Origin of the sequence: Candidatus Nitrosotenuis chungbukensis (genome assembly GCF_000685395.1) — an archaeon.
Taxonomy (GTDB): Archaea; Thermoproteota; Nitrososphaeria; order Nitrososphaerales; family Nitrosopumilaceae; genus Nitrosotenuis; species Nitrosotenuis chungbukensis.
The window spans coordinates 131471-153468 of sequence record NZ_AVSQ01000015.1 but is presented as its reverse complement, the minus strand read 5'-3'; the positions used below and the strand labels follow the sequence as shown (position 1 = coordinate 153468).

At 42.5% G+C, this 21998-nt stretch carries 22 protein-coding genes and 1 other RNA gene; 12 read left to right on the top strand and 11 right to left on the bottom strand.

Going from position 1 to position 21998, the window contains the following annotated elements; all coding sequences use genetic code 11:
- Window positions 1-167 precede the first annotated feature (167 nt).
- Window positions 168-530 (bottom strand): hypothetical protein, encoded by a 363-nt coding sequence (locus tag NKMY2_RS05715; RefSeq protein WP_042685741.1) that lies wholly within the window; start codon window positions 528-530, stop codon window positions 168-170.
- A gap of 115 nt (window positions 531-645) precedes the next feature.
- On the opposite strand from NKMY2_RS05715, the gene NKMY2_RS05710 reads away from it, so the two are divergent.
- Entirely contained in the window at window positions 646-1242 is a 597-nt protein-coding gene (locus NKMY2_RS05710) for a hypothetical protein (RefSeq protein ID WP_157832463.1), read from the top strand.
- Window positions 1243-1262: 20 nt separating this feature from the next.
- On the opposite strand, the gene NKMY2_RS05705 is transcribed toward NKMY2_RS05710, so the two are convergent.
- Both NKMY2_RS05705 and NKMY2_RS05700 read right to left on the bottom strand, forming a co-directional pair.
- Entirely contained in the window at window positions 1263-2540 is a 1278-nt protein-coding gene (locus NKMY2_RS05705) for an MFS transporter (protein WP_042685738.1), read from the bottom strand.
- 79 nt (window positions 2541-2619) lie between these two features.
- A complete protein-coding gene (locus NKMY2_RS05700; protein ID WP_157832462.1) occupies window positions 2620-3237 on the bottom strand; it encodes a hypothetical protein in 618 nt (205 codons plus the stop codon).
- Window positions 3238-3315: 78 nt separating this feature from the next.
- On the opposite strand from NKMY2_RS05700, the gene NKMY2_RS05695 reads away from it, so the two are divergent.
- The 5 genes from NKMY2_RS05695 to NKMY2_RS05675 all read left to right on the top strand — a co-directional run bounded on the left by NKMY2_RS05695 (window position 3316) and on the right by NKMY2_RS05675 (window position 6783).
- Window positions 3316-3702 carry a hypothetical protein gene (locus tag NKMY2_RS05695; RefSeq protein ID WP_042685731.1) on the top strand — a complete coding sequence of 129 codons (387 nt, stop codon included), beginning with the start codon at window positions 3316-3318 and terminating at the stop codon, window positions 3700-3702.
- Window positions 3703-3737: 35 nt separating this feature from the next.
- The gene (locus NKMY2_RS05690; protein ID WP_042685729.1) at window positions 3738-4622 is read left to right on the top strand and encodes an NAD(P)-dependent oxidoreductase; all 885 of its coding nucleotides are present in this window, start codon (window positions 3738-3740) and stop codon (window positions 4620-4622) included.
- A 172-nt stretch (window positions 4623-4794) separates the two neighbouring features.
- Entirely contained in the window at window positions 4795-5001 is a 207-nt protein-coding gene (locus NKMY2_RS05685) for a hypothetical protein (protein WP_042685726.1), read from the top strand.
- Window positions 5001-5489: a tetratricopeptide repeat protein gene (locus NKMY2_RS05680; RefSeq protein WP_042685723.1), complete on the top strand. Its 489-nt coding sequence runs from the start codon at window positions 5001-5003 to the stop codon at window positions 5487-5489. The genes NKMY2_RS05685 and NKMY2_RS05680 overlap by 1 nt, the downstream gene beginning before the upstream one ends.
- Window positions 5490-5559: 70 nt before the next feature.
- Window positions 5560-6783: an NAD(P)/FAD-dependent oxidoreductase gene (locus tag NKMY2_RS05675; protein WP_042685721.1), complete on the top strand. Its 1224-nt coding sequence runs from the start codon at window positions 5560-5562 to the stop codon at window positions 6781-6783.
- Here NKMY2_RS05675 and NKMY2_RS05670 read toward each other — a convergent pair.
- Window positions 6780-9752 carry a hypothetical protein gene (locus NKMY2_RS05670; RefSeq protein ID WP_157832461.1) on the bottom strand — a complete coding sequence of 991 codons (2973 nt, stop codon included), beginning with the start codon at window positions 9750-9752 and terminating at the stop codon, window positions 6780-6782. The genes NKMY2_RS05675 and NKMY2_RS05670 overlap by 4 nt on opposite strands.
- Window positions 9753-10099: 347 nt before the next feature.
- The gene (locus NKMY2_RS05660; protein ID WP_042685716.1) at window positions 10100-12568 is read right to left on the bottom strand and encodes an ABC transporter substrate-binding protein; all 2469 of its coding nucleotides are present in this window, start codon (window positions 12566-12568) and stop codon (window positions 10100-10102) included.
- A gap of 126 nt (window positions 12569-12694) precedes the next feature.
- Here NKMY2_RS05660 and NKMY2_RS05655 point away from each other — a divergent pair, with 126 nt between their 5' ends.
- The gene (locus NKMY2_RS05655; protein WP_320408958.1) at window positions 12695-13327 is read left to right on the top strand and encodes a hypothetical protein; all 633 of its coding nucleotides are present in this window, start codon (window positions 12695-12697) and stop codon (window positions 13325-13327) included.
- Here the strand turns inward: NKMY2_RS05655 and NKMY2_RS05650 are convergent.
- The 3 genes from NKMY2_RS05650 to NKMY2_RS05645 are packed head-to-tail and all read right to left on the bottom strand — an operon-like array spanning window position 13311 to window position 15598.
- Complete coding sequence (locus tag NKMY2_RS05650; RefSeq protein WP_042685711.1) at window positions 13311-15056, bottom strand: DUF2070 family protein; 1746 nt, start codon at window positions 15054-15056, stop codon at window positions 13311-13313. The two genes, NKMY2_RS05655 and NKMY2_RS05650, sit on opposite strands and share 17 nt — an antisense overlap.
- Window positions 15053-15220: a preprotein translocase subunit Sec61beta gene (locus tag NKMY2_RS10520; RefSeq protein ID WP_076613394.1), complete on the bottom strand. Its 168-nt coding sequence runs from the start codon at window positions 15218-15220 to the stop codon at window positions 15053-15055. Before NKMY2_RS10520 ends, NKMY2_RS05650 begins: the two co-directional genes overlap by 4 nt.
- Before the next feature lie 39 nt (window positions 15221-15259).
- On the bottom strand, window positions 15260-15598 hold the full coding sequence (locus NKMY2_RS05645; RefSeq protein ID WP_042685709.1) for an Sjogren's syndrome/scleroderma autoantigen 1 family protein: 339 nt from the start codon (window positions 15596-15598) through the stop codon (window positions 15260-15262).
- Between the two features lie 91 nt (window positions 15599-15689).
- Between NKMY2_RS05645 and yciH the strand changes: the two genes are divergently transcribed.
- Entirely contained in the window at window positions 15690-15998 is a 309-nt protein-coding gene (gene yciH, locus NKMY2_RS05640) for a stress response translation initiation inhibitor YciH (protein WP_042685708.1), read from the top strand.
- Between the two features lie 3 nt (window positions 15999-16001).
- Window positions 16002-16967, top strand: a complete 966-nt coding sequence (locus NKMY2_RS05635) for a CPBP family intramembrane glutamic endopeptidase (protein WP_042685706.1) — start codon at window positions 16002-16004, stop codon at window positions 16965-16967.
- Here the strand turns inward: NKMY2_RS05635 and NKMY2_RS05630 are convergent.
- Entirely contained in the window at window positions 16956-17864 is a 909-nt protein-coding gene (locus NKMY2_RS05630; protein WP_042685704.1) for a transcription initiation factor IIB, read from the bottom strand. The genes NKMY2_RS05635 and NKMY2_RS05630 overlap by 12 nt on opposite strands.
- 104 nt (window positions 17865-17968) lie before the next feature.
- Window positions 17969-19288 carry a hypothetical protein gene (locus NKMY2_RS05625; protein WP_052347539.1) on the bottom strand — a complete coding sequence of 440 codons (1320 nt, stop codon included), beginning with the start codon at window positions 19286-19288 and terminating at the stop codon, window positions 17969-17971.
- Between the two features lie 107 nt (window positions 19289-19395).
- On the opposite strand from NKMY2_RS05625, the gene cofD reads away from it, so the two are divergent.
- Genes cofD through NKMY2_RS05610 form a run of 3 tightly spaced genes read left to right on the top strand, consistent with a single transcriptional unit; the run spans window position 19396 to window position 21694 of the window.
- Window positions 19396-20316: a 2-phospho-L-lactate transferase gene (gene cofD / locus NKMY2_RS05620; RefSeq protein ID WP_042685703.1), complete on the top strand. Its 921-nt coding sequence runs from the start codon at window positions 19396-19398 to the stop codon at window positions 20314-20316.
- A 1-nt stretch (window position 20317) separates the two neighbouring features.
- Window positions 20318-20953, top strand: a complete 636-nt coding sequence (gene cofC, locus NKMY2_RS05615) for a 2-phospho-L-lactate guanylyltransferase (protein WP_042685698.1) — start codon at window positions 20318-20320, stop codon at window positions 20951-20953.
- 6 nt (window positions 20954-20959) lie between these two features.
- Window positions 20960-21694, top strand: coding sequence for a hypothetical protein (locus tag NKMY2_RS05610; RefSeq protein ID WP_052347538.1), 735 nt, complete (start codon window positions 20960-20962; stop codon window positions 21692-21694).
- A gap of 20 nt (window positions 21695-21714) precedes the next feature.
- On the opposite strand, the gene rnpB is transcribed toward NKMY2_RS05610, so the two are convergent.
- An RNA gene (rnpB, locus tag NKMY2_RS10275) (RNase P RNA component) lies at window positions 21715-21992 on the bottom strand.
- Window positions 21993-21998 lie beyond the last annotated feature (6 nt).

Here is a 21998-nt window from a genome sequence, read left to right as displayed (position 1 = left end):
GTTTCTCCCACAATACATAATGTCGTTCGTCAGATATAAGAAATTCGTGTTTGAGTACATTTTCCAACAAACAGACAAACAACACGAGCCTCAAAATACCGCAACGTGTGCCCATGAGGGCTTGAGACAATGGAGACAAATAAAGGAAAATTTGCTTTGAACAATCATCACAAATAGTGCAGTTTCATGTGTGTTTGTAACAAGCCCTCGTACTGCGTGATATAGCCGCAATGAGTGCACGTAAACATGGATTCGGGTTGCTTTTCCCTTACAAGTGGGGCATCGGATAAAGATTTTACCAGTATGATTTGGTCTTTTGGTAGCACTGCAAAGTTTGCAGTTTCCCCAAGGGATGCAAGGAATTCCCGTATCCCCTTGACAATCTTTTCCGTATCAAGGTGCTCGTTTTCTATAGGAGACAGCACAAATTCATGCAGTTTCATTGTAGGTATTGCGCCAATCCAGTCGGCCACAAATACTGCCAATTCATGCTTGTAAGACTCTATTTCCCTACAGTCTATCGTAATCACGTGAGTTTTCGATCAGTTGGTACTTTTAATTGTGTTTGTGTCCAAGTCCAGAACTTAAGCATTGCTGAGAACTCCTGTCAAAACGCTAAATACAAAAATTTGTTTGATTGAGCCAATGACTAGCAAATTTGTTTTCTGTGGAATGATCCTCAGTCTTTTCGCAATACTAAACACCACGCAAATCTTTGCGATTGAAAGCGAAGAGATCAAGGCGACTGAAAAGATAAAAAACAATCCAGTGATGATGCAAATCCTCAAAAAAATAGAGCAATCAAAGAAAATCCTTGCAGAGATGCAGGAAGGGAAAAAAATTCAGTCCCAACAAAACAAGGCAATACAAGAGGCAAGAAACATTGCCAATGCAAGGCTAAATGAGGAAATCGGCAGGATGAATAAAGACAATGAGCCGTTTACCTCCCAAAGCGCATTTGCAAAATTTGTTTCAAAAAAGCCAATCGAAATACAAGGCATCTACCTGTCAATGTTCAGTTACCAACAAGACAAGATAAAATCTGCACAAAGCGCCAGAGACCACATCCTCTCGGGAGGCGGCAAGGCAAAAGATGCTTGGGATGCATACTACAAAAATTCGGCAACAAGTCGAGTCCAGATGATATCCCTTAACAAAGACTTTAACGTAAAGTACGCCAATGCGGATGCAGCGATACAGAAGATCTTTGATTTAAAGGGCAAGATTCCACGGACAGACTAGTTTTCCCATTTTTTGTGATCTTATAGAATTCTGCCAGACAGTTTGTGATGTAAATACATCCTAAAGAGAACGGCCGAACCAATCAAAACTAGCACGGAGACCAAAAACGTGGCAGGATAGTTGAAGGTCTTTGTCACAAACCCCGCGGTGAGCGCACCTCCAAACACACCCATACCAACCATAGAGCTATTAACGCCAAGGTACGTACCTTCAAACCCCTTTGGAATTGCCTTAAACAACAGCAAGGAGTTTGACGTACTGTAGATTGAAAATCCCACCACCATCAAGCACATGGAGGCAATTGCAGCTGCTAGCAATCCTGATCCAATAAACAAAGTAACCACAAACCCAGCAATTAGAACTCCGATGACTCTCGGCACGTATGCCATCATAGTAGATCGTTCTTCTCCAACCCTCGTAATTATTTTCGGGGCCAAAAAGAAAAACCCGACCATTGTCCCAGAATGCACAAGATACAATGAGAAGACAGTCGAGTCAGAAAGTCCAAAGCTTTTCAAAAACGGAGTCAGTGCCGTAAAGTAAATGTTACTTCCAAAGTAAAACAAAAAGTTTGTCAAGAACAAGAATCCAATTTCGTGCGATATCTTTCCTTTAAAGAGAATTATGATGTGTTTAAAGTCATACAACTCTGGAACCTTTGGAAAGAAAAAATGATTGTGCATACGAAAATGACTAAAAATGTGTTGTATTCCGTGGATGGATTGCACAAGTGTGTTTCTCTCAATATGAAAGTGGGTTTTTGATATTTGCAGGCTAATTGCAATTGATATTGCGGTAGCTATCGCGCAGATCATAAAATATTGTCTGATATCAAAGTAAAAGCTCCAGACAGCGCCAATTAGCATTGCCGCAAGACTTCCAAGAGTAGACAGTATTGAGGCCCTGGCAAAGAATTTGCCCCACTGATTGTTCGGACTTGTTTCCATGACAAGCATCTGCGTTACCGGGCCTCGAGCAGTAAGGAAAAATCCAGACAGAGGAGATATTACATAGATTGGTTCAATGTTTGTCGTATAATACAGCCACAGGCAACAAATCAGAATCATTGAAAACGTCACCAGCAAAACTGCTTTTTTTACATGATATTTGTCAAGTATCTTACCCCAGAAGATAGAGCCAAGGGCGGCTGCGCCATAATGAATTGCAATTATGACTGAAACTTCGCCTATGCCGCCTCCAAGCGATAAGACAAACAATGGAATTACGGTGTGCAGTCCTTCGGCTGCAATGTTGATTGGCAGAATAAAGCCTAGCCATTTTTTGTTTATTGATTCCATTCTAGAATATGAACATGCACCACACTAATCTACAATGAATTAAAAAATTGTGTACAGATTTGTCGAATTGTTTGTTTGGTTATTGAGCACCCATGTCCATGCTCTCAGTCAGATTAATTGAGTGAGATTTTGGTTCTGGTTGCTCTGTGTCGGTGCCATTCATGTTAGATGCGTCATCTTCCACATCCATGTTTTCTTCCATATGTGCTTCGTTTTCTTGTTCTGTTTCGGTGTCTTCTTCAGGAGGATATTTTGTCATGTGATCCGCCAGCATTTTTGCCAGTTCATCGTGAGAAGGATCATGATTTGCTATCCAGCCCCAAGCTAAAAGCGTTTGGAAGCTTGACTCTTTTACACATGCAGGATTCCAGTTACTTGCCTTGAATACAAGCTTGTATTCAGGACTGCATTGGATTTGATGGATGTCTACTCCCATCGACATTTGTTTTAGCGGAGAATCAATACGAGTCTCCAACATTGTCGTTTCTGCCATACCAACTGAAGAATCATCGGTTTCCTCACCTGTGGTTTCATCAGTTGTCTCCTCACCTGTTGCATCCTCAGTCGTAGTGATTTCGTCAGTTGTCTCCTCAGAAGCAGCATCATCTGTCATTTCTTGAGCAAAGACGTGTTCTGAGAGCACCATGACCGCGGACGCAGTTAGGGCTAGCATGAAAAATAATGCAAATTTGTGCATTGTTTAACATGCTTTGACTTGGCATTTAACTTTTTTCAAACGTACTGAATATGACAGGTCAGTGTTGTAAAGATCGTGATGAAAGGCAATTCTGAAACATTTGGCGTTGAAAGCGGCCATGGAAAAGAGGTAATAGAGTGGATCAACGAGGAGGCAAGGAAAGACGATCTGAATTTTGAGGCCAGATCATACAATTACGAGGTAGCCACCCAAAATTTTGGCTCGTTTGAGATGTTTTCATGGATGGGAGACATACAGACTGCGAGAAAGCTAATAGTCAAGGCAAGTAAGCGCTTTAAAATCAAGGTAATAGAGGGAGGATACAAAACAAGAGAGCGCATACTTAAGATCAGCAAGCAGGATTACGCAATGGTGAGAAGAGGAGACAAGGTAATCGGGCACATCGCATTTACATCGTCAAGGCTCGGCGGACAGTGGCAGGTAGCAGAAGAAGAGTTGCGTTAGAGCACAACACAAATAATCAATAGTCAAAAAAAACAATTATGCGCATAGGACTAGTCGGGACTGGGTTGCTCGGCAATGCTGTCGGACTACACATTTTAGAATCAGGGTACGATCTCACTGCATTTAACAGGACAAAGGCCAAGACAAAACAGCTACAAGAAAGAGGGGCAAAAATAGTCGATACCCCAAAAGAGGTTGCAGAAAACTCAGATATTGTTTTCACCGTCGTAAAAAACGCAGATGCTGTAAGAAAGGTGTCTTTTGGTGACAGTTGCATATCGTGTGGAAAACATGACGGATTGGTAGTTGCAGACATGAGCACCATAAACCCAATCGCATCAAAGGAAATAGCGGGCGAGTTTGCAAAAAAAGGAATAATGATGCTAGACACGCCAGTCATGGGAGGTCCCAATGTTGCGATAAAGGGAGAACTCGTAATGATGGTCGGAGGAGACAGGGAAACGTTTGAAAAACACAGAAAAATTTTTGACGTCATTGCGAATAAGGTGTTTTATCTTGGAGAAAACGGAACTGCGCACGCAGTAAAGCTTGCAATGAATCTACAAATTGCCATGCTCTCACTTGCATTATCAGAAGGAATCACGCTTGCCAGAGGAGCATCAATTGAGCCAGAGGTTTTTCTCCAAATCCTCAATTCCACTTATTTTAAGACAGGCATGAGTGAGACCAAAGCCTACAAGATGATCAGAGATTCGTTTGAGCCCACTTTTACATTAAGCAACCTCAAAAAAGACCTAGATACGATAAATCAGGCCGCCCATGATTTTGGGCTGGAGCTGCCCATGGCAAAAAAGGCAAACCAAGTATACCAAGATGCGGTGGAAAAAGGATTTGGCGACCTTGACTACACAGGAATTCTGGCATACATCAAAGAAATCGCAAAGTCAAACCTAGCCTAAGTCAGCAGTGTTTCTCTTTTTCCTCGCATAGGTTCGGTAAGCAAGCCCAACGACTACAAACAAGACTGCAGTCACTACAGACCAGCTAATAAGAGGCACGATCTGTATTTCCGCCATATACTGCGTGAATGATTGAGTATAAAATAAATACATTTGATATTTGACTATACGTATGGCTGAGATCATTTGTGAAGACTGCGGAAAAAAGATGTTTCATGAAAACGAAGCAACTCTCAAAATCGAGGAATCCGTTCACAAGAAATTCTGTAGGAAAAAACCAAGCGAGGCATACAGCTACATGCACCGTGACTTGGATCACATGGCAACCTTTGACCCTGAGCGAAAAAACGACGCAAGTGGCAAACCCATTATCAAGTAATGAGTTCTACTGAGATTTTCAATCGCGGAATAACAGAGCTAAATCTTGGCAATTCAAAAAAAGCACTGATCTTATTTAACAAAGTCTTGGAATTAATTCCAAACCACATCGATGCGCTAATTAAAAAAGGGAACATATTTGGCAAGTTTGGGAGATATTCCGACGCGATTTCAGTTTATGACGAGGTAATAAAAATAGAACCGCAGAATGTTCTGGCGCTAATAAACAAGGGACTTGCGCTGCATTACTTGGCGCAGTATGATGAGGCGATTACGTGTTTTGACAAGGTTCTAAAAATAAGACCAGACAATACGACTGCGTTGTACAACAAGGCCTCAAGCCTAGTAAAACAGGGGAAGGCAGAGAGCAGTTTTGAGATCCTGAGGCACACGATTAAAATTGATCACTCTTTCAAATACAAGGCAAAGTTTGACGTAGATTTTGAACATGTTAAAACAAACAATGAATTCAAAAAAATCACCCTGTGAGAAAAATGCATAAAGTGTACCAATTCCAAAAACTACAGATTATAATATTCAAAAAAAATCACCATGTCAGATGGCAAAAGAGTTTAGTTTCGACATTGTCATAGTTGGGGCAGGCCCTGCTGGCTCGTCTGCCGCTTATTCGGCTGCGAAAAACGGTGCAAAGGTGGCATTACTAGAAAAAGAAGATACCGTTGCACAAACAGTGAGAACGAGCGGGGTCACGTGGATTGATGCAATCAGAGAATTTAGCATCCCAGATGATTGCTACAATCCAATCAAAAACTACGCGTTTTGCTCGCCAAATAACGAAGTCAGAATAAGCAACAGTGAATCAATGGCAGCAGTACTGGATGTGAGAAAAACATACAGGTGGCTGGCAGACGAGGCGCAAAAACAGGGGGCGCAGTTGTTTCTCAACACGTCTGTTACTGACACCGTCAAAGGCTCAGACGGAAAAATACTTGGAGTAATGGCAACGTCTGGAAAAGAAGAAATCAAATTTAATTCAAAAATAGTAATAGACGCAAGCGGGTTTCAATCAGTTGTCGCAAAATCACTAGGACTCGTATCACAGTGGAAGAGGTTTGGGGCAGGTGCAGAATACGAAGCTGTTGTAGAAAATGTCGATTCAAAGACATGGTGGCTAATGGTCGGGCAAGAGTACTCTCCTGCAGGATATGCGTGGATATTTCCTCTTGGAAAAAACACAGTAAGAATAGGAGTCGGTGTGGGCAAGCCAGAATCCAACATAGATCCAACAGAGAGACTAAAGGAGATAATCGAAAAAAGGCTAGGACCCATCAAGTCTCTCGGCAAGATAACTCCAATAGAATTTCATTACGGGTTAATTCCAAACGACGGACTGTCAAGAAAAACAGTTTACGACAACCTCATTTTGGTTGGAGACTCCGCAGGGCAGGCAAACCCACTTGTGCTTGAAGGAATAAGATATGCAATACGCTTTGGCAGGGTTGCCGGAGAAGTTGCCTCAAAGGCCATATCTGCAAACGACACGTCAGAAAAGGCGCTTGCCCCGTACGAAGAAATATGGAAAAAGGCAATACTTGCAAAAATTAACTCTGCCTCAAAGGTTCAGAGCAGATGGATTGGCCTTTCAGACGAAGAATGGGACAAGGAGCTTGACATCATAAGGGAGTTAAGCGTTGCAGAATTTCTCGACTTCATAAAAGCAGAGTTTGGCCTTGCAAGCATAATCAAGCTTGCAACACACCATCCAAAGATTGCAGTGCGTCAGCTGTTCAACATGGTAAGAGGCGTTACAAAAAGAAGCTAGTTCACGTGGAAAAAGTCAGAGACGATCAGATCGTGATACTCTAATTGCGCCACGTATGTTCCGGCCAGATACGGCTTGCTTATGACTTGGTTAAAGTATCCAGAGGCATTGTCTTTTAGAGGTATTTCGTCCACACGGTTTCCCTTTTGATCATAAATGTCCACGTAAATATCCTCACTAAACGCAATTGTCTTTTGTATCGCGCCAGAAAGGTATAGCTTGCCGTCTTGAACATACGCCTCAATTACGGCGTTTGGTGCACGTGTTGGCAGATACCTCTCAATTAGACCCCGCAACTCAGAAAGATTTGCAGATGCAGATGAAAAGTCCTTGTTATGCAGCGCAGTCTTAATTTCAGATATGACAGGATCAAACTTGGCTGCATTTGCCCCGTATCCAGAGGATCCAAACGTGTCGATAAAGGACTGAAGTTCCTCAAACTCTCGTGCCATGTCCACGTTTTTCAAGTCATCAGGATCATACACGCCAGATGACTTTTCTGGTACGTCGACAATCTGCGATGCCTGTACATCTTGCCATTGCAAGGTAACAACGTACAGTCCAGGTTCAATCGGAGCATACCACTGGGTAAACAGCTCGCCCTGTCTGGTGTCACTGAATTTCAGAGTGCTGTGCACATTTGCATCCATATCATATACGGTCAGATAGAGATTTTGCCTTGCGCCCATGATTTGCTTATCCAGTGCCCCACTCATCACCCAAATTTCCTTTTCAGGCTCGTAAGAAATGTCAAAGATTATTTTCTTGTTGTGTAAAACTAGGTTCTCGCTAAGAAAATTCCTCAGTGCCTTGATTTTGACATCAGCGTCAACGAAATTGCCGTAATCTACAAGGTCGTACGCATTTTGCATTAGTTGCTCAAATTCTGCAGAATGTTCTGCAAAATCAGCGTTGTGAAATCTTGTCGCAAAGGCAGATAATTGCGCTAGTTTTTCTCTGTATTCGATTCGCTTTATCTCATCTACCGTGTATCCAACATCTGAGCCAAACGGATCATCGGCATATTTTTTTGACACCTGTTGCCATTCGGCAGATAGTTTCCTTACAAGATTATCGGCACCATCCAAATCATTTTTGAGTACAAGGTTTCGGACCGTGCCAAGTCGCTCCTTTAAGGAGCTTGTAAAATCAGTGTATCCTGGAAGGAATCTGTTGTGCGTGGTGCCAAGCTCGGCGAGATTTTCAATGGATTTTGCCCTCTGCAAGATGTCTGATGCGCGTATTTTGTATGCATCTTTTGTGTAAGAATCAAGTTTTGCTTGTATTTGCGACTCGTTTGCGCTTGCCCAAGAAAGCAAAACCTCGATTTTATCAATTTTATTTGTACTTGGGTTTCCTTTTTCAAGATCAATTGCAGTGTTTATTGCCTTAAGTGCGGTGTTTATTGTAACAAGACTCTCATAGTCAGCTTGCAGCTCTGCTTTCGTCTTTAGTTTTTCATAGTCAAACTTCATCACAGATAACGGGTTGCGCTTTTCCCTTAGTTCGTTTATCGTACCATCAAATTCTGAAACAATGCTAAGAATTTCATTTAAGGAATTGGCGCCTTTTATCTGATCAAGCAGGGACTCAAACGAGTCCACAAGTTGGGGATTGGCGTTGTTCTTCTTTGAGAACTCAATTGTGCTCGATATTCTAGACGATATCTCTATTACGTTTTTCATATCAAGTATTTCTTGTTTTACAGATATGATATCATCAGGAGACGTAGCACCCCCAAGACGTGACAACAGGTCATTTAGTCTCGGTTCAATCAATGTTGCAAGTTCTGACTGCTGATCATCTGATGATACAAACCTACCCACTTTGTCCAGATTGCGCAAAAGCAGTGTTGCCGCATACAGATTGTCTACCCTGTCTTTTTGTTCAAGGAATTTCTCCAAGCTTTCCTTACCCAGGAGGGACTCCCGGAGGACGTCCCATTCGGCCCGGATCATGCTAGTCAGTTTAGCGTCACTCTTAAGTGTCGCATCAAGTGTGCGTGCCTTTGTCAGCAGGTCTACAAGATTATTTAGTTCCTCAGAGTAAATCGGCCCGGTTCCCCTTGCAAAGATAAATCCTAGCTGCTCTTGCAACGGTCGACTCATAATAGAATTGGATTTTGTCATCAGATTAAGCAAGAGTGAGTTTAATTCCTCATAAGTCAGGGACTGCTGTGCAGGTATTTTTTGCGGATCTGCATTTATGATTTGCACGTAAACATCGTTTAGAATTCCGATCGTGTTTTTATCATCACCTATTTGCGAGTAAAACATGGCATCAAAGATTTGCTTATCGATCTTTTTTGCTTCTGCAGTATCAAGGATGCCCACATCAACTAGATAATTTGTGCTCTCAAGTGCAGTCTGTACCGCGGGTCGAAATTTTGGCCCCACATCCAAAGTGTCAGACTCGTCAAAATGCAACACCAGGAGATCAGCATAGACATTCTTTAGTTTCAAGACAGCGTCGTTTGAGGAAGACGTTGTTTGGCTTAGCCTGTCTTCAAACTCGACGATCTGGTTTGGGCTAGTTAGTTCTTTAATGGAGTTTATTTTTGTCTCAATCAGATTTGCTCCCTGATCGTAATAATCAAGTGCGGATTTTTCAGAATACTTTTCATTTAGTAGTTGAAAGGTGCTCGCTTTTGTGAATTCGCCATAGAAGACTTTGACTTGGTAATTTCCAGTCAGGCCGCAGATTCTTCCAGACAGAGGGGCAGTGTCAGTGATAAAATGCCCATTTGAGAGCGGCCTTACCTGCTGAATTTGGCAAAGATCCCCGTTCGGGTTTGTGATCTGGACTACAACGGATAGATCAGGGGAGACTTGGCCTACTTGGCCAAATATGAAAATCCGCTCACCTTTTTTGTAATCGCCAAATGTGTCAAGAAGCGTAATTGTCGATGTTTGCCCGTATGCGTATGACGGAATAAGTAGTATCACAGATAGAAATAGTACAATGGCCACGTGCCGCATAAAGATCAGTTGATCAAAAAAGACTACTTAAGGGTTGGGTAGGATTTGTCAAGAATCATGCGACTAGTGCCTGTTTTAAAAAAATGCCATTTCCAACGGCCAGATTTTGATTGGCTGCTTCCAATCCAAAACTAAAGCAAAATCCGTGTACCTGCTCCTTTGTGCGAGTGCCGCACCGAGTACAAATCATGCTCACCGGCTTTCGGCATTCTGCACAAATGGTGCATTTTGCCAATTCTCCCCCACATGTTCTGCATGATTCGTCAGGCATCTTTTCTCAATTACGATTCTGAGTGTTTTAGATTTAAGACTTGAGTAGAATTTGATCATAGGAATCATCAGCGTTGCCTTTGCAAACGGGTTTTGGATTTTCTCACGTATGCCACGACACAAATCATCATAATTCCAAGGATTGCAGACACAAGTCCAAGATTTCCGGTGTTTTCTGTTTTTGACGAGTTTTGTGTTATGGTTTCAGTGTAGTTTTGATAGTCAACAGATGTGGCAAAAACACTCGTTGTGTAAATATCGGGTTTCAGAACCAAGTCAGATATTGCGTATAACTTCAAGTCGTTTCCACCAGGAATCATTTTCTGTGTTCGTTCCGCAGAAAGTGTAATTTTGGCAGCATCTTGGTTCACGTCAAGTATGCCGATGTCCACCTCGTCCCCTGCTCCAGTGCTGACAAAATAATAGATTTGTGTAGCATCGCTTGTGCGAATTGGGATCTCAAGCGGTTGCCCCAAGACGATTTGAGATGGGATGTCGACTTGTATGATTTTTGGCAGGTTGACTTTTTCAAATTTTTCCCAATACCCCGCTTTAAACGGATACGACGGATCATCAAAGGATCGCACGGTCATAGCCCTTGCCTCAGGAGAATAGGATTCAAGGTAAAACGGACCATTGCTTATCACGGCATGATTCTTGAGATCTATCCATTTTATTGCAGACTCGTATCTCGAATCATAATACTTGGCATCATTATCAAACGATAAAAGCGCCGCTGGCACGTGTTTTGTTCTTTGAAATTCGCCCAGCGTTTCTCTTACCAGCGATGCGTCACGCGGAACGATTAGCGAAAGCCAGTTCAGGTTTTTTGCCTGGGCATCGGTCCTTGAGAACGACGCCTTGCCATCAAGAACGATTTTCTCCATTGCCGCAATGACCTCCCATGGAACCGTAGGCCAAACACTTGCCCATCCCGCAATTTCAGATTCATCAAAATGCCAGTAATTGACATACACCTCTACGGTGTGATTGTCAATTGGCCGCATTCCAACAAGTGTCTTTTGTGACTGGCTTGCCTGCGGGGAATATGAAGAATCAAAAGTCTTGTCGTTTTCTGTTTGTGGCGAGCCCCATTCGGACGAAAAATACATCGAGTATAGCACGTCATTCATGTCCATTTCTTGCCCGCTATGCCAGTTGCCAAACGTAAGGTCAAATGTGACTTTGCTTGTGGCATTTACTCCAAGGCCCACATTTGCCCACTTTTGCAAAACGGGATCCCAGATGACTGCGTCACGTGGCACATCAAGATGCCCGTGAGGCCCAGCGGTTTCAACTTTCCAGTTTTCCCTTACAGAAAAATTCTCTCCAGAGTACGGGTTTTTGAAAATGCCAGGATCGTAAAGAAGATCCCAGATGTTTTTGCTGTAGGCATCAGCCAGCCCTCCAATAGGATTCCATGCGCCCTGATAGATTTGCTTTACGCCAATTTTCAGATTATCGTCACTTGATCTTGCATTGATTGGAGTGAGCCGGTTTGTTATGCCTCCCCCAAAATCGTTTATGACTCCGCTGACTCGTTTGTTTGTGACAAACGGATCTATTTTACTTGCAAGAAAAACTCGGACAGATTCTGTGACTCCTTCCGAAACGGCGTCACGAATCAGGTTTTCTCTTTCCACCACGGAAGTGAAATTGCCAGAATAGATTTTTTGTGTCACATAGTCAAGATGAGGATTTTTGTAATTCCAGTAGGAGGGATTGTTAAACCCAGGCATGTTTGAAAACCACGGTGCATACATTTGCGCAGGCCCAAGGGAGTCATATTTTACGAATGCAGATCGCCCAGCCCAGCCTTCGGTGTACAGGTTCCACTTTAGATCAGACGGGTTTGAGCCATATACTGTAACGTAGGCCTTGTTCAAGTCTCCAAAATCCTTGCGCACTACAAAGCCGATTTTTTCCATCTCAGATGACAAGATTTCCCCAATCGACTTTCTCACGGGATCGTCGTTTCGAATAAAAATTATGATTTCTATCGGCTTGCCATCATAGTACCATTTTCCCTCAGTTTTTTGTGCGCCCTTTTCTGCCAGGACTTTTGTTATGACGTCATTTGCATGCTCAGGATTATATCGAAAATGAAATTTTTCCATTTCAGATAGAATGGACAGATAGTCAGGATCGTACGGACCATAGCTTGACGCCATTGGAATTCCGTATCCCCCCATCAGTTCGTCCACCACGAGTCTCCGATCAACTAGGTAGTTTAGCGCGAATCGGACTTCACGGCTTGAAAACGGATTTATCTTGTCACCTTCAGCAGGATTTGCAAGAATGCTGTACGAGCCGCCAGTAACATAAAACACGTCTAGGTTTTGACGGGATTCTGGAGTTTCCAATAATTCCGATGGGATTCGAGAATAATACATGTCCAAGTTGCCGTTTTTTACTTCTTCTAGCGCATTACTTTCATCAAGATACTGGACGAATTGGATTTCGTTTATGTGTGTGCCTTTTTCTGCATAAATGACTCCAAACGAAAACGCCAAAAACAAAACCAGTAAAACTTTCACGTGTCGTTTAGGAACCAATCTAATTTAAATCTCCTAAGGTTTGTTGTCGGGTTTATTCCAAGCTTACTTGGAATTAATATCAATTGTATGTAACACTTAAAATTCTAAATCATCATAACAATTCTGTTGAATCAAAAATTATGGCTTGACGGGCTAGACGGGATAATACCTGGCGGGGTATCAACAACGGATTTTTCCAAAGTGATAAACGCTGACAAAAACACTGCAAGAAAGATCCTAGAAGAACTGGCCCGCAACCACATAGGCAGATTTGATGGCGAAGTCATGGAGTTTGATGATGGCGATAAGATCAAAGCAGTAATGTTTGCTTTGGAGAAAGGAATCCCAGTAGACGAGGCAGCAGAGCATCTGGACTGGAAGGACTTTGAGGGTCTGACAGCGCAGATTTTGGACATAAAGGATTTTGCAATAATTAGAAACCTCATTCTTACAAACCCCCGCATGGAAATCGACGTTATTGGGATAAAGTTCGGAGTTGCAATGCTAATTGACTGCAAGCACTGGAAACGCCACAGTCAGTCTGCACTAGAAAAGGCAGTACTAAAACAAGTTGAGCGCACAAAGCAATATGTTGCAAAAACCAAGGGTGCCATTGCAGCTCCCGCCATTGTCACGCTGTACCAGGACAAGGTCAGCTTTATCAACAACGTTCCAATAGTTCCAATATTCCAATTTGCATCATTTGTAGACGAGTTTTATGGCAACTTGGAAGACATTGAAACTATAAGAACAGAGTAGCGATAAAAAAGACAAAGCTGCCAATGGCAAATCCTTTTGTTATCTTTAACGAATTATCAACTGCCCTAGAATAGTCCTCATATACGGTCGAGCCCATTATTTTGACATCCGCTTTGTGCTCCAATATTTCAAATGAGCCGGGAGCCAGGTTTTTTTCTGCATCGTGCGCAACTTTTAGGTACCATTCTGCAATATCCTGAGACTTTGCAATCTTGCCAAACTGGTAGTATCCCTGACGAGTTCGAACCTTGGTTGCACTATAATGGGTATCAGAGGTGCAGATTTCTAAAAGATTGAGGCTGTTTTTTGCAAAATAGTTTACAATGTATTCTCTTACGCCGTTTTCCATGTTGTTAGAATCGGCCCAACCAAGAAAATATTTCGTGCCATTGATTTTAAGGCACAACACCCCAACACCTCCCAACCCAAGGTCGGGGGAGTTCAAGTTCATGTGGTCAGAATTCCCGTATCCAAACTCCAGAGGATATTTTTCCTTTGTAATAAGAGTATCAAGCGCAGACTTGGCTGCCTTTAGCATGTCGCCAGAATCAGGCTCTGAGATTTCTTCGCCCATGGCATTATGACAGTCCACAATTAGAATTCGCTCAAAGTTTCGATTCTTTGCAAATTGCTCAATCTCTGTTTTCACATAGATCGGAATGTCTTCCATCCCATGAGGAGACAAGGACAAGAACAAGATTGCGGATTTCTCAAACAGGAACCCTACCACTCGCGATTTGTTGACCTGTACCGTAATCGGCTCAGTGCACACAAGGCCGTGATTAGAGACCACATTAGCAGATAAACTATTGAGATAGTTTTCAACTTCTTTTCTTGACGGAAGGTTCAGCGAATGATCAGATACGCTGTGCATGACCATTGCTGAAGAATTCATGGTTTTGTAAATCTGATATGGAATATTGCTTCCGCCTACCGGGTGGAACGGTCCTGGATGAATTTCCGGAAGGACCAATCTGAAATCGTTATTTTTTTCCTTGTTTTGCAATCGTATTTGCGTGGTAAGAACGGTGGTATCCTTCGATATTGATTCAAGTATGGATTCAACTTCGGATGGATTATTTTTTGACAGCGATGCAAGATACGCCTGTACCATCTTGTGAGTGCTGTGAATTGCAGGCCTTCCTGCCCTGTCAGTTACAACTGACCATATGCTTGCGGTCACTAAAAACACTCCACCCACAGCTAGTGTCAGAGGATCAAAGATTGACGGTATCCACATCGATGACGGAATGAGTACCAGGTACATCGCCACGGGTTGGAGAAAACAAAGCAGCCATGCTCGTCGAAGTGTCGTGCCAAGAGTCGTAGTAAGAATCCCAATCCTAAAGCTTGCAAAAATAAACATGCCTTCCACAATGTAAAATACAGAAAGATCTTTTGAGAGAACAACGGATGCTATAATACCTCCAATTACCACTCCAATCCAGGCCAGATTCCCAAACAGAGACATGTGCAAAGACTTGGAGTATTCTTTATTTTTGATGAATCGTGAATCCACATACTGAGTTAGAAGCAATATAGCAACTACAGCAGGCAAGCGAAATACTGCCTCGTCTGCCCTGGCAAGAAAGACAAAGACTACGATTGCAGACAGAATCACCGCAGATACATTTGAGAAGATCAGTGAATGATAGTATGATGACGGATTAACTAGAGTAAGGGAATAACGCTTGTGGATCTTCGATACGTCGTCGTACGATTCGGTCATTTTATGAGAAGCAGGTCAAGTGCCCAGGACAGTACGATCAATCCAACAGGTATAGAGACTACGATTTTTGGATCTAGGCGATATCCTTTGGTGTCATCCTCAAAGAAACGCAAAAGGCCGGCGCTCGATGCAGGCAATGGTGCGCCTTTTTTCTTACTGCTCATAATTCAAAAAACTATGACATTAAAATAAAAACTTTTGTATCATTTTTCGAGCTTGTCTATGGTCTCAATCAAGGAATTTATTGATTTTAGTATTTGTTGCTGTTTTTCAGAGTCTTTTTCTGAGGTCAGTTCTGTTGTCAATTCCTCAAGCTTGTTTTTCAGTGAGATCAAAACCGCCGGGTGTTTTTTAGAGGCCTGGTTTTCAGAGACGATTTCCTGATCGGTTTTGCTCGCGTCTGGTTCTTTTCCACAGTTGACGCACAAAGCATTTCCATCCTTCATTATTCTAACGCCGTTACAATATGGGCAAGGTTCTGCAAGAAGTGTAGCTCCTTTGAGCAACATTTCTGCAGCCTTTTTCCTTAGCTCTGCAGACATGATTTGTATTGCAAAGCCTTTTGTAAAAACCTAGTTTTTTAAAGTCAATAAGGCTTAATAGTCCCGATGAAGACAAGACGTTTAGTAACCAATGGCGATAATTTGTAACACGTGTGGACTTCCTGAAGATTTGTGTGCCTGCGGTGATCTCAACAAAGAAAGTACTAAGATAATTATCAGACTGGAAGAAAGACGATTTAAGAAAAAGGGAACCATGATTGAGGGTTTGAATTCAAAGCTTAACGACATGCATGGGACACTAAGCGAATTGAAAAGAAAGTATGCATGTGGCGGCACGGCAAAAGACGACTATATCTTTCTACAAGGTGATCATCGCGATACAATGAAGGAAACGTTGGTAAAGCTTGGATTTGCCGAATCGAGTATCGAAGTCCATTAGAGTTTGGAAACTCACAAAATTTTACAAAGCATAGCAATTCCTTATTCTGCGCTAATATCGGTAATTTTTGGCCTCATGGTTTTTTCATTTCCAATAGGCGCGTATCTTTTTTTTAATTCTCAGATAGGCAAAGACATCGATTACGGCTATCCGTGGCCAGGTTTTGAGTCCATCAAGGATTTCGGAGAGTTCGGAGGTTTTGAGATTGCGGATCTGTTCATCGTAGCATGGGTGTTTTTTGTGATAATATTTACAATATCAGTTCTTGGCCCAAAAAAGAACTTTCTAAAAGTGTTATCTACAATCATGACAGGCTCCTACAGAATCCAAAACGGGAATTATTTGGTCCATGCAATCAAGTGGTTTTCCGTGCTGATCGTCTTGTCTTGGATAATAGACTTCACACAACAGAGCTTTGGGGTAAAGACCACGCCACCGCCTTTTGAGAATGACTTGTTGCAGTTCTTGGGGATTACGCTAGCTCCCATTTTAGAAGAAACAGTATTTCGCCTGATCTTAATTGGGGTTCCCCTATTTTTGTGGTATTCAAAAAAAGGCACGGTTAGACTATTTGCCAAATCGCTATGGAATCCAAACAATCTGGCAATAGAGAATCCAAAAAAAGCAATAATTCTCATCGCGTTCGTAGGGGTGTTTTTCGGACTGTCCCACATAGTTTCAGATCAGTCATGGAGTAATGGAAAATTTGCACAGGCTGCAATTAGTGGAATCATATTGGGATGGGTTTACTACAAGCATGGTTTTGTGGCGTCAACTCTGATTCATTGGGCCACAAACTATCTGATTTACTCATACGGGTATTTGGTATCAAGTGTCAATGAAATTCCGGTGTCTACGGCGTTTTCGCATTCGCTACTTGGAACAATCGAGATTTTGTTCGTAATCACAGGCACGATATCAATTTTCATGCTGTTAATGGAGTACAGGCAGAAAAAGTTAGAGGTTTAACGCCAGTTTGAGTCCCTTGTAACGGTTTCTGATTGTCACCTCAGTCACACCGGCTGCTTCTGCAACGTCGCGCTGTGTTTTGTTTTCACCATTAGTTACACACGCAACATAAAGTGCGGCTGCTGCAAGCCCCATTGGATCCTTCCCTGCAGAAATTTTATTTTCTTCTGCAGTCTTGAGAATTTTTGCCGCTTCTCGTTTTGTCTTTTCAGACAGCTCTGCCTTGCTTGCTATTCTTGCAACACATTTTATCGGATCAACTACTGGCATCTTCAAACCCAACTCTCTCAGTAGCAGTCGATAACAACGTGCAATGTCTTTTCTTTTGATATTACTTGCACTTCCGATGTCCTTTAACGTTCTTGGGGTTTCGGTGTCTCGGCATGCAGCATATAATGCAGATGCAATAAGGGCAGAAATTGAGCGTCCTCGGACCAGACCTTTTTCAAGTGCTTTGCGGTAAATGTACGCTGCCTTTTCCACAACAGCATCACCCACTGCAAGTTTATCCTTTAATCTATCCAGTTCTGAAAATGCTTGTCTAAAATTTCTATCCACAGGCTCATGTACCTGGCTTCGGCTATCCCAAGTTCTGAGTCGCTCAATCGTGCTTCGCATAGACGAAGACAGTGGCTTACCAGTGGCATCCTTGTCTGCCTGACCGATTATAGTTGCAAGCCCCATGTCATGCATTGCCAGTGAGGTTGGAGTCCCAGTCCTTGTGCGGTTTTCTCCCTCCTCTTTTGAAAATGAACGCCACTCAGGCCCAGACTCTACGTTTTCTTCATTGAGTACATAGCCACATTTTCCGCAAAAATTTTCTCCAGTGTTTGTATCGGTGACAACTGAGCCCTGAGCACATCGCGGGCAGCGATCCTTTTTACTATTTTTTACCATTTTTACAAAACCCCCTTTTTCTCGTATTTAACGTTTTCTCTAAAGATTCTAATAAACTTGTCGATATGCTACGAACAGAAAAAGCCTGTTTTTATGAAATAAGATTAAGATGGTTTCCAGCCTTTTGGCATTGAGCCTTTAGACGGATTGGACTTTGGTTCTTCTTTTGGTTGCTCGTGTCCTTTTGGCAGTGATCCTCTCGAAGACTGCTCATAGACACTCTCATGTTGCTTGTGAGATGTATCATCAGTTGCAAGTTCAGCTTCTCCTCTATTGGTGTGATAACCTCCAGATGCCTCACTTGTTGTTACACCTCTCAGATATTTTGGATCAATTCCAGTTTGGATGTATTCAGATTCTTTCTTTGCCTTTTTGTTACTCCAAGCAAAGAATCCAACTGCGCCGGCAGCTGCCATTCCAGCCATTCCATAGATTATGAAAATTGGGAACGAGCCAGTCGACGTTTGGGCTGCACCAGTTGGAGCTGTTGCGCTTACTCCAAACACCTCACGGCCTTCAAAGATATCCGGAGAAGCATATCCTGCAAGGAAGATGTTTGCATTGTCTGCGGCTTGCACAGATCTCACATTGTAAGTGACGTCAGCGGTAAATGGGCCATTGAATTCTTTTTCTCTTTGTTGGCCCTCCCTTATGCTGCTTTCACCCATAGTAAACGAAGATACGACAACTCTTGCGCCAGAGAATCCAAATTTGCTCGTCTCAGCAGATATGCCAGTTGGGTCAAACAAAAAGTGCCAATTTCCAAGGGGTTGGCTACCAATGCCAGAAGCATCAATGAGACTCATAGACAAGATATTTTCTGCCTCTGATCCTGCCATTGCGGCAGCAACATCAGGAAACTCTTTTTTGAAAAATGAAATTGGCAAATTAATGTCCACATTGCCGTAATCCTCAGTTGTAATTTGGAACGCACCGTCTACTTTGATTCCTCTCCACATGGCATCAAACAGTGCAGGAGATGCAGCAGACGAGCCAGCAGCTGGCATGTATTCACGAATCAAAAACCCGTTTATTGTCGGAGTTATAACCAGTTTGTAATCTACAGACGCATTATCTCCCCTTCCAGTAAGTTCAGCGTCATATTCTACTTTAAGATCAGTTACCCGAACGGTACTTTGCTTACTTTGTAATTGTTCATTGATTTTGTCAATTATTGCCTGAATTCCGGGCGTACTAGAATCTGCAACAAAATAGATAGTGTCAGTTTTGCCCCTCAGAGCATCGGCTATTTCTCCACCATTAGGATATTCTATGAAAATGGTTCTTTGAAATTTGAATGACGGTTGTGTTGCAGAATCAAAAGTCTTTGCATCCCAATTTAGTTGAGCTGCCCAAACAGGAGAAATGCTTCCGATAACTAGAATGCCCAAAGTTGCTAATGCAAAAAATGTGCCGGCTTTCACGAGGGGCGATGTCACCAACGCGCTAATAAATCTAACTAAAAAAGGTTCAGTATTGAAAAGGTAATATTGATCAAGGGATGTAATCAAAAAGGAGTTTTCAGATTTTTATGATAACAATACTAGCTGGTGGAACCGGTTCTGTAAAACTCGTCAGAGGACTTATTTCTCAGACAAGGGATGTAAATGTAATATGTAATGTTGGCGATAACTACTGGCTGTACGGCTTGTATGTTTGCCCAGATATTGACACCATAATCTACGGTCTTGCAGACATATTGGACTATGAGAAAGGATGGGGCATCAGAAAAGACACGTTTGGATTCCTAAGACAGATGGAGATTTTTGGCGAAGAAACATGGTTTAGGATAGGCGACAGGGACGCGGCAACGCATTTGATTAGAACCAACATGCTAAAGAACGGAAAAAATCTTGCAGACATCACCAAGTGGATGTGTGAAAAATTTGCAGTGGAGGCAAAAGTAATGCCAGTTACAGATAACACGATAGAAACTCGAATCACCACAAACAAAGGAGAAATGCACCTTCAAGAATTCTGGGTCAAGTACAAAGGAAAGGACAAAGTCGAAGGCATTCAATACATTGGTGCTGACAAGGCTCGCCCAAATCCAGAGGCAGTAAACGCAATTCACGATTCTGAGATGGTGGTAATTGCACCGGGCAACCCCCTGACTAGCATTGGCCCCATGCTACAAATCAAAGGAATACGAAAAGAGTTGGCAAAAAACAGAAGAAAGGTCGTTGCGGTGAGTCCAATTCTTGGAACCAAGGCGTTTAGCGGTCCAGCTGCAGAATACATGCAAGCTGCAGGAATCGATGTATCCCCTTACGGAATAGCCCAGATGTACTCAGATGTTTGCGGAAGCATCGTGATTGATTCTAAGGACAGGCTGCTTACAAAGAAAATTCAAAATCTCGATATGAAAGTATACGACACTAGCATCAAAATGACAAACAAAATCTCCGAAGATGCGCTTGCATCTTTTGTTCTAAAGAACGCGCGCGTGTAGATTGCAAGTAGCAGCAATAATTCCTGTCAAGACGTTTTCAAACGCCAAATCAAGACTTGGGTTATCACAAGAAAAAACTACGCAGTTGTGCAAGATAATGCTAGAGCAGGTTTTAGAATCAATATCACAGTCCAAGATAATAACCAAGTCCATTTTGGTGTCAAAAGACGAGAGTGCATTTCAAATCGGCAAGAGATTTGGCGCGGTTCAAATCTTCGAAGACAGTGAAATGGGTGTAAACCATGCTGTTTCCCTTGCAGACAGGCATCTTGCAAAAAACGGGTTTGATGCATCGGTTGTATTTCCACAAGATATTCCACTCATGCAGCCACAAGACATTACCAATCTGATAAAATTTCAAACCATGAAAACATCGTTGCTCGTAGTACCATCAAGGAAATTTGACGGAACAAATGCGTTAGTAAGAACTCCGGTAGACGTAATCGAGACTCATTACGATGAGGACAGCTACAAAATACACCTAACAACTGGCAAGTCCCGCAGGATTTCGACGTCGTTTGTTCTAATAAGCAGAATAATGTGGGATGTGGACAACAGGTCAGACTTGGAGTTTATCATGCGCAATATTGAAAAGCCAGATCTGAGAAAAAGTATTCAAGACATACTAAATGGATGAGAAAAAATGCTGCCACTCTTAGGAATTGCCCTTGTAATTGCGTTTCCAGCTGGCGCAGCCATGAATCCGGGCGGAATTTTGAGTTTTTACGTTTATGACGATGATCTAAACACCAGTCACCGCGGAATTAACCAGGTTTCAACATCTGGGCTGTTAGAGTTTACGATAAACGGCATCCCAATACAGGGCCCATCAATCATAACTGAAACAAGCCAAGATTCTGGAATTTTTGTCGGTCGCCTCAACATACCAAGTACGATAAATGGCAGACCGCTGCAACAAGGAGACACGCTTGTCATAACATACAGCGACGAGTCAGACTATTCTGGGAATCCAACAACTGTTTCAAAATCAATTGCGGTTGCAAAACACAACACGCATTTTTCCACATCTGCAAAAAATATCAGAATAGGGCAAACGTTTCAAGTGAGAATTTATGATCCGGACTTTAATTTAGACTCAAGAAATGTCGATAGTATACCGACAAAACTGATAGAGTTTCGTACAGAAAACGGAATTAGAGCTACTCTTAACAACGAGGCATTTGAGGCCAGGACCACATCACTGAGAGAAACAGGCAAGAACACAAACACCTTCATAGTAACAGTAAAGATGCCAAAAGAGATAGACGGAGAGCGCCTCAAAATCGGTGCAGATGCACAGTTAAGATTTACAGACACCACCTCACCGTCAAGAACCTCCGAGATTCTAAAGACGAATATCAGGATAGGACTGCGATAATTTTTACAAGCTAAAAAATTGCGTGCTGGCCGTAACCCTCCTTCTGTTTTCACGATATTCCGCTTTGCAGCCTACCTGAACAAGGTGCAGATCCTATTTGTTCTGTTTGGCTTTGCTCCACATGGGGCAGATTTTTCATTCCTTTAACTGGAAATCTCAGGTTTTGCCATCACGGTACTCCAGGTAGGATAGTTTCTATTCCGTTGCCAATCATTTCTGACTATCTATCTCTAGATCATGTTTCTGCATGGAGGGAGGAGTTTCCTCTGCTTTCGCAGCGTTTCGTTCACCAGCCCGCAAAATT

Excerpts from the sequence above, each read along its gene's own strand:
- NKMY2_RS05685 (WP_042685726.1), top strand. The coding sequence starts at position 4,795 with ATGGCTGAGATCATTTGTGAAGACTGCGGAAAAAAGATGTTTCATGAA.
- NKMY2_RS05710 (WP_157832463.1), top strand. The coding sequence starts at position 646 with ATGACTAGCAAATTTGTTTTCTGTGGAATGATCCTCAGTCTTTTCGCA.
- NKMY2_RS05695 (WP_042685731.1), top strand. The coding sequence starts at position 3,316 with ATGAAAGGCAATTCTGAAACATTTGGCGTTGAAAGCGGCCATGGAAAA.
- cofD (WP_042685703.1), top strand. The coding sequence starts at position 19,396 with ATGATAACAATACTAGCTGGTGGAACCGGTTCTGTAAAACTCGTCAGA.
- NKMY2_RS05630 (WP_042685704.1), bottom strand. The coding sequence starts at position 17,864 with ATGGTAAAAAATAGTAAAAAGGATCGCTGCCCGCGATGTGCTCAGGGC.
- NKMY2_RS05645 (WP_042685709.1), bottom strand. The coding sequence starts at position 15,598 with ATGTCTGCAGAGCTAAGGAAAAAGGCTGCAGAAATGTTGCTCAAAGGA.
- NKMY2_RS05700 (WP_157832462.1), bottom strand. The coding sequence starts at position 3,237 with ATGCACAAATTTGCATTATTTTTCATGCTAGCCCTAACTGCGTCCGCG.
- NKMY2_RS05675 (WP_042685721.1), top strand. The coding sequence starts at position 5,560 with ATGGCAAAAGAGTTTAGTTTCGACATTGTCATAGTTGGGGCAGGCCCT.
- NKMY2_RS05650 (WP_042685711.1), bottom strand. The coding sequence starts at position 15,056 with ATGACCGAATCGTACGACGACGTATCGAAGATCCACAAGCGTTATTCC.
- NKMY2_RS05610 (WP_052347538.1), top strand. The coding sequence starts at position 20,960 with ATGCTGCCACTCTTAGGAATTGCCCTTGTAATTGCGTTTCCAGCTGGC.
- yciH (WP_042685708.1), top strand. The coding sequence starts at position 15,690 with ATGGCGATAATTTGTAACACGTGTGGACTTCCTGAAGATTTGTGTGCC.
- NKMY2_RS05680 (WP_042685723.1), top strand. The coding sequence starts at position 5,001 with ATGAGTTCTACTGAGATTTTCAATCGCGGAATAACAGAGCTAAATCTT.
- NKMY2_RS10520 (WP_076613394.1), bottom strand. The coding sequence starts at position 15,220 with ATGAGCAGTAAGAAAAAAGGCGCACCATTGCCTGCATCGAGCGCCGGC.
- NKMY2_RS05705 (WP_042685738.1), bottom strand. The coding sequence starts at position 2,540 with ATGGAATCAATAAACAAAAAATGGCTAGGCTTTATTCTGCCAATCAAC.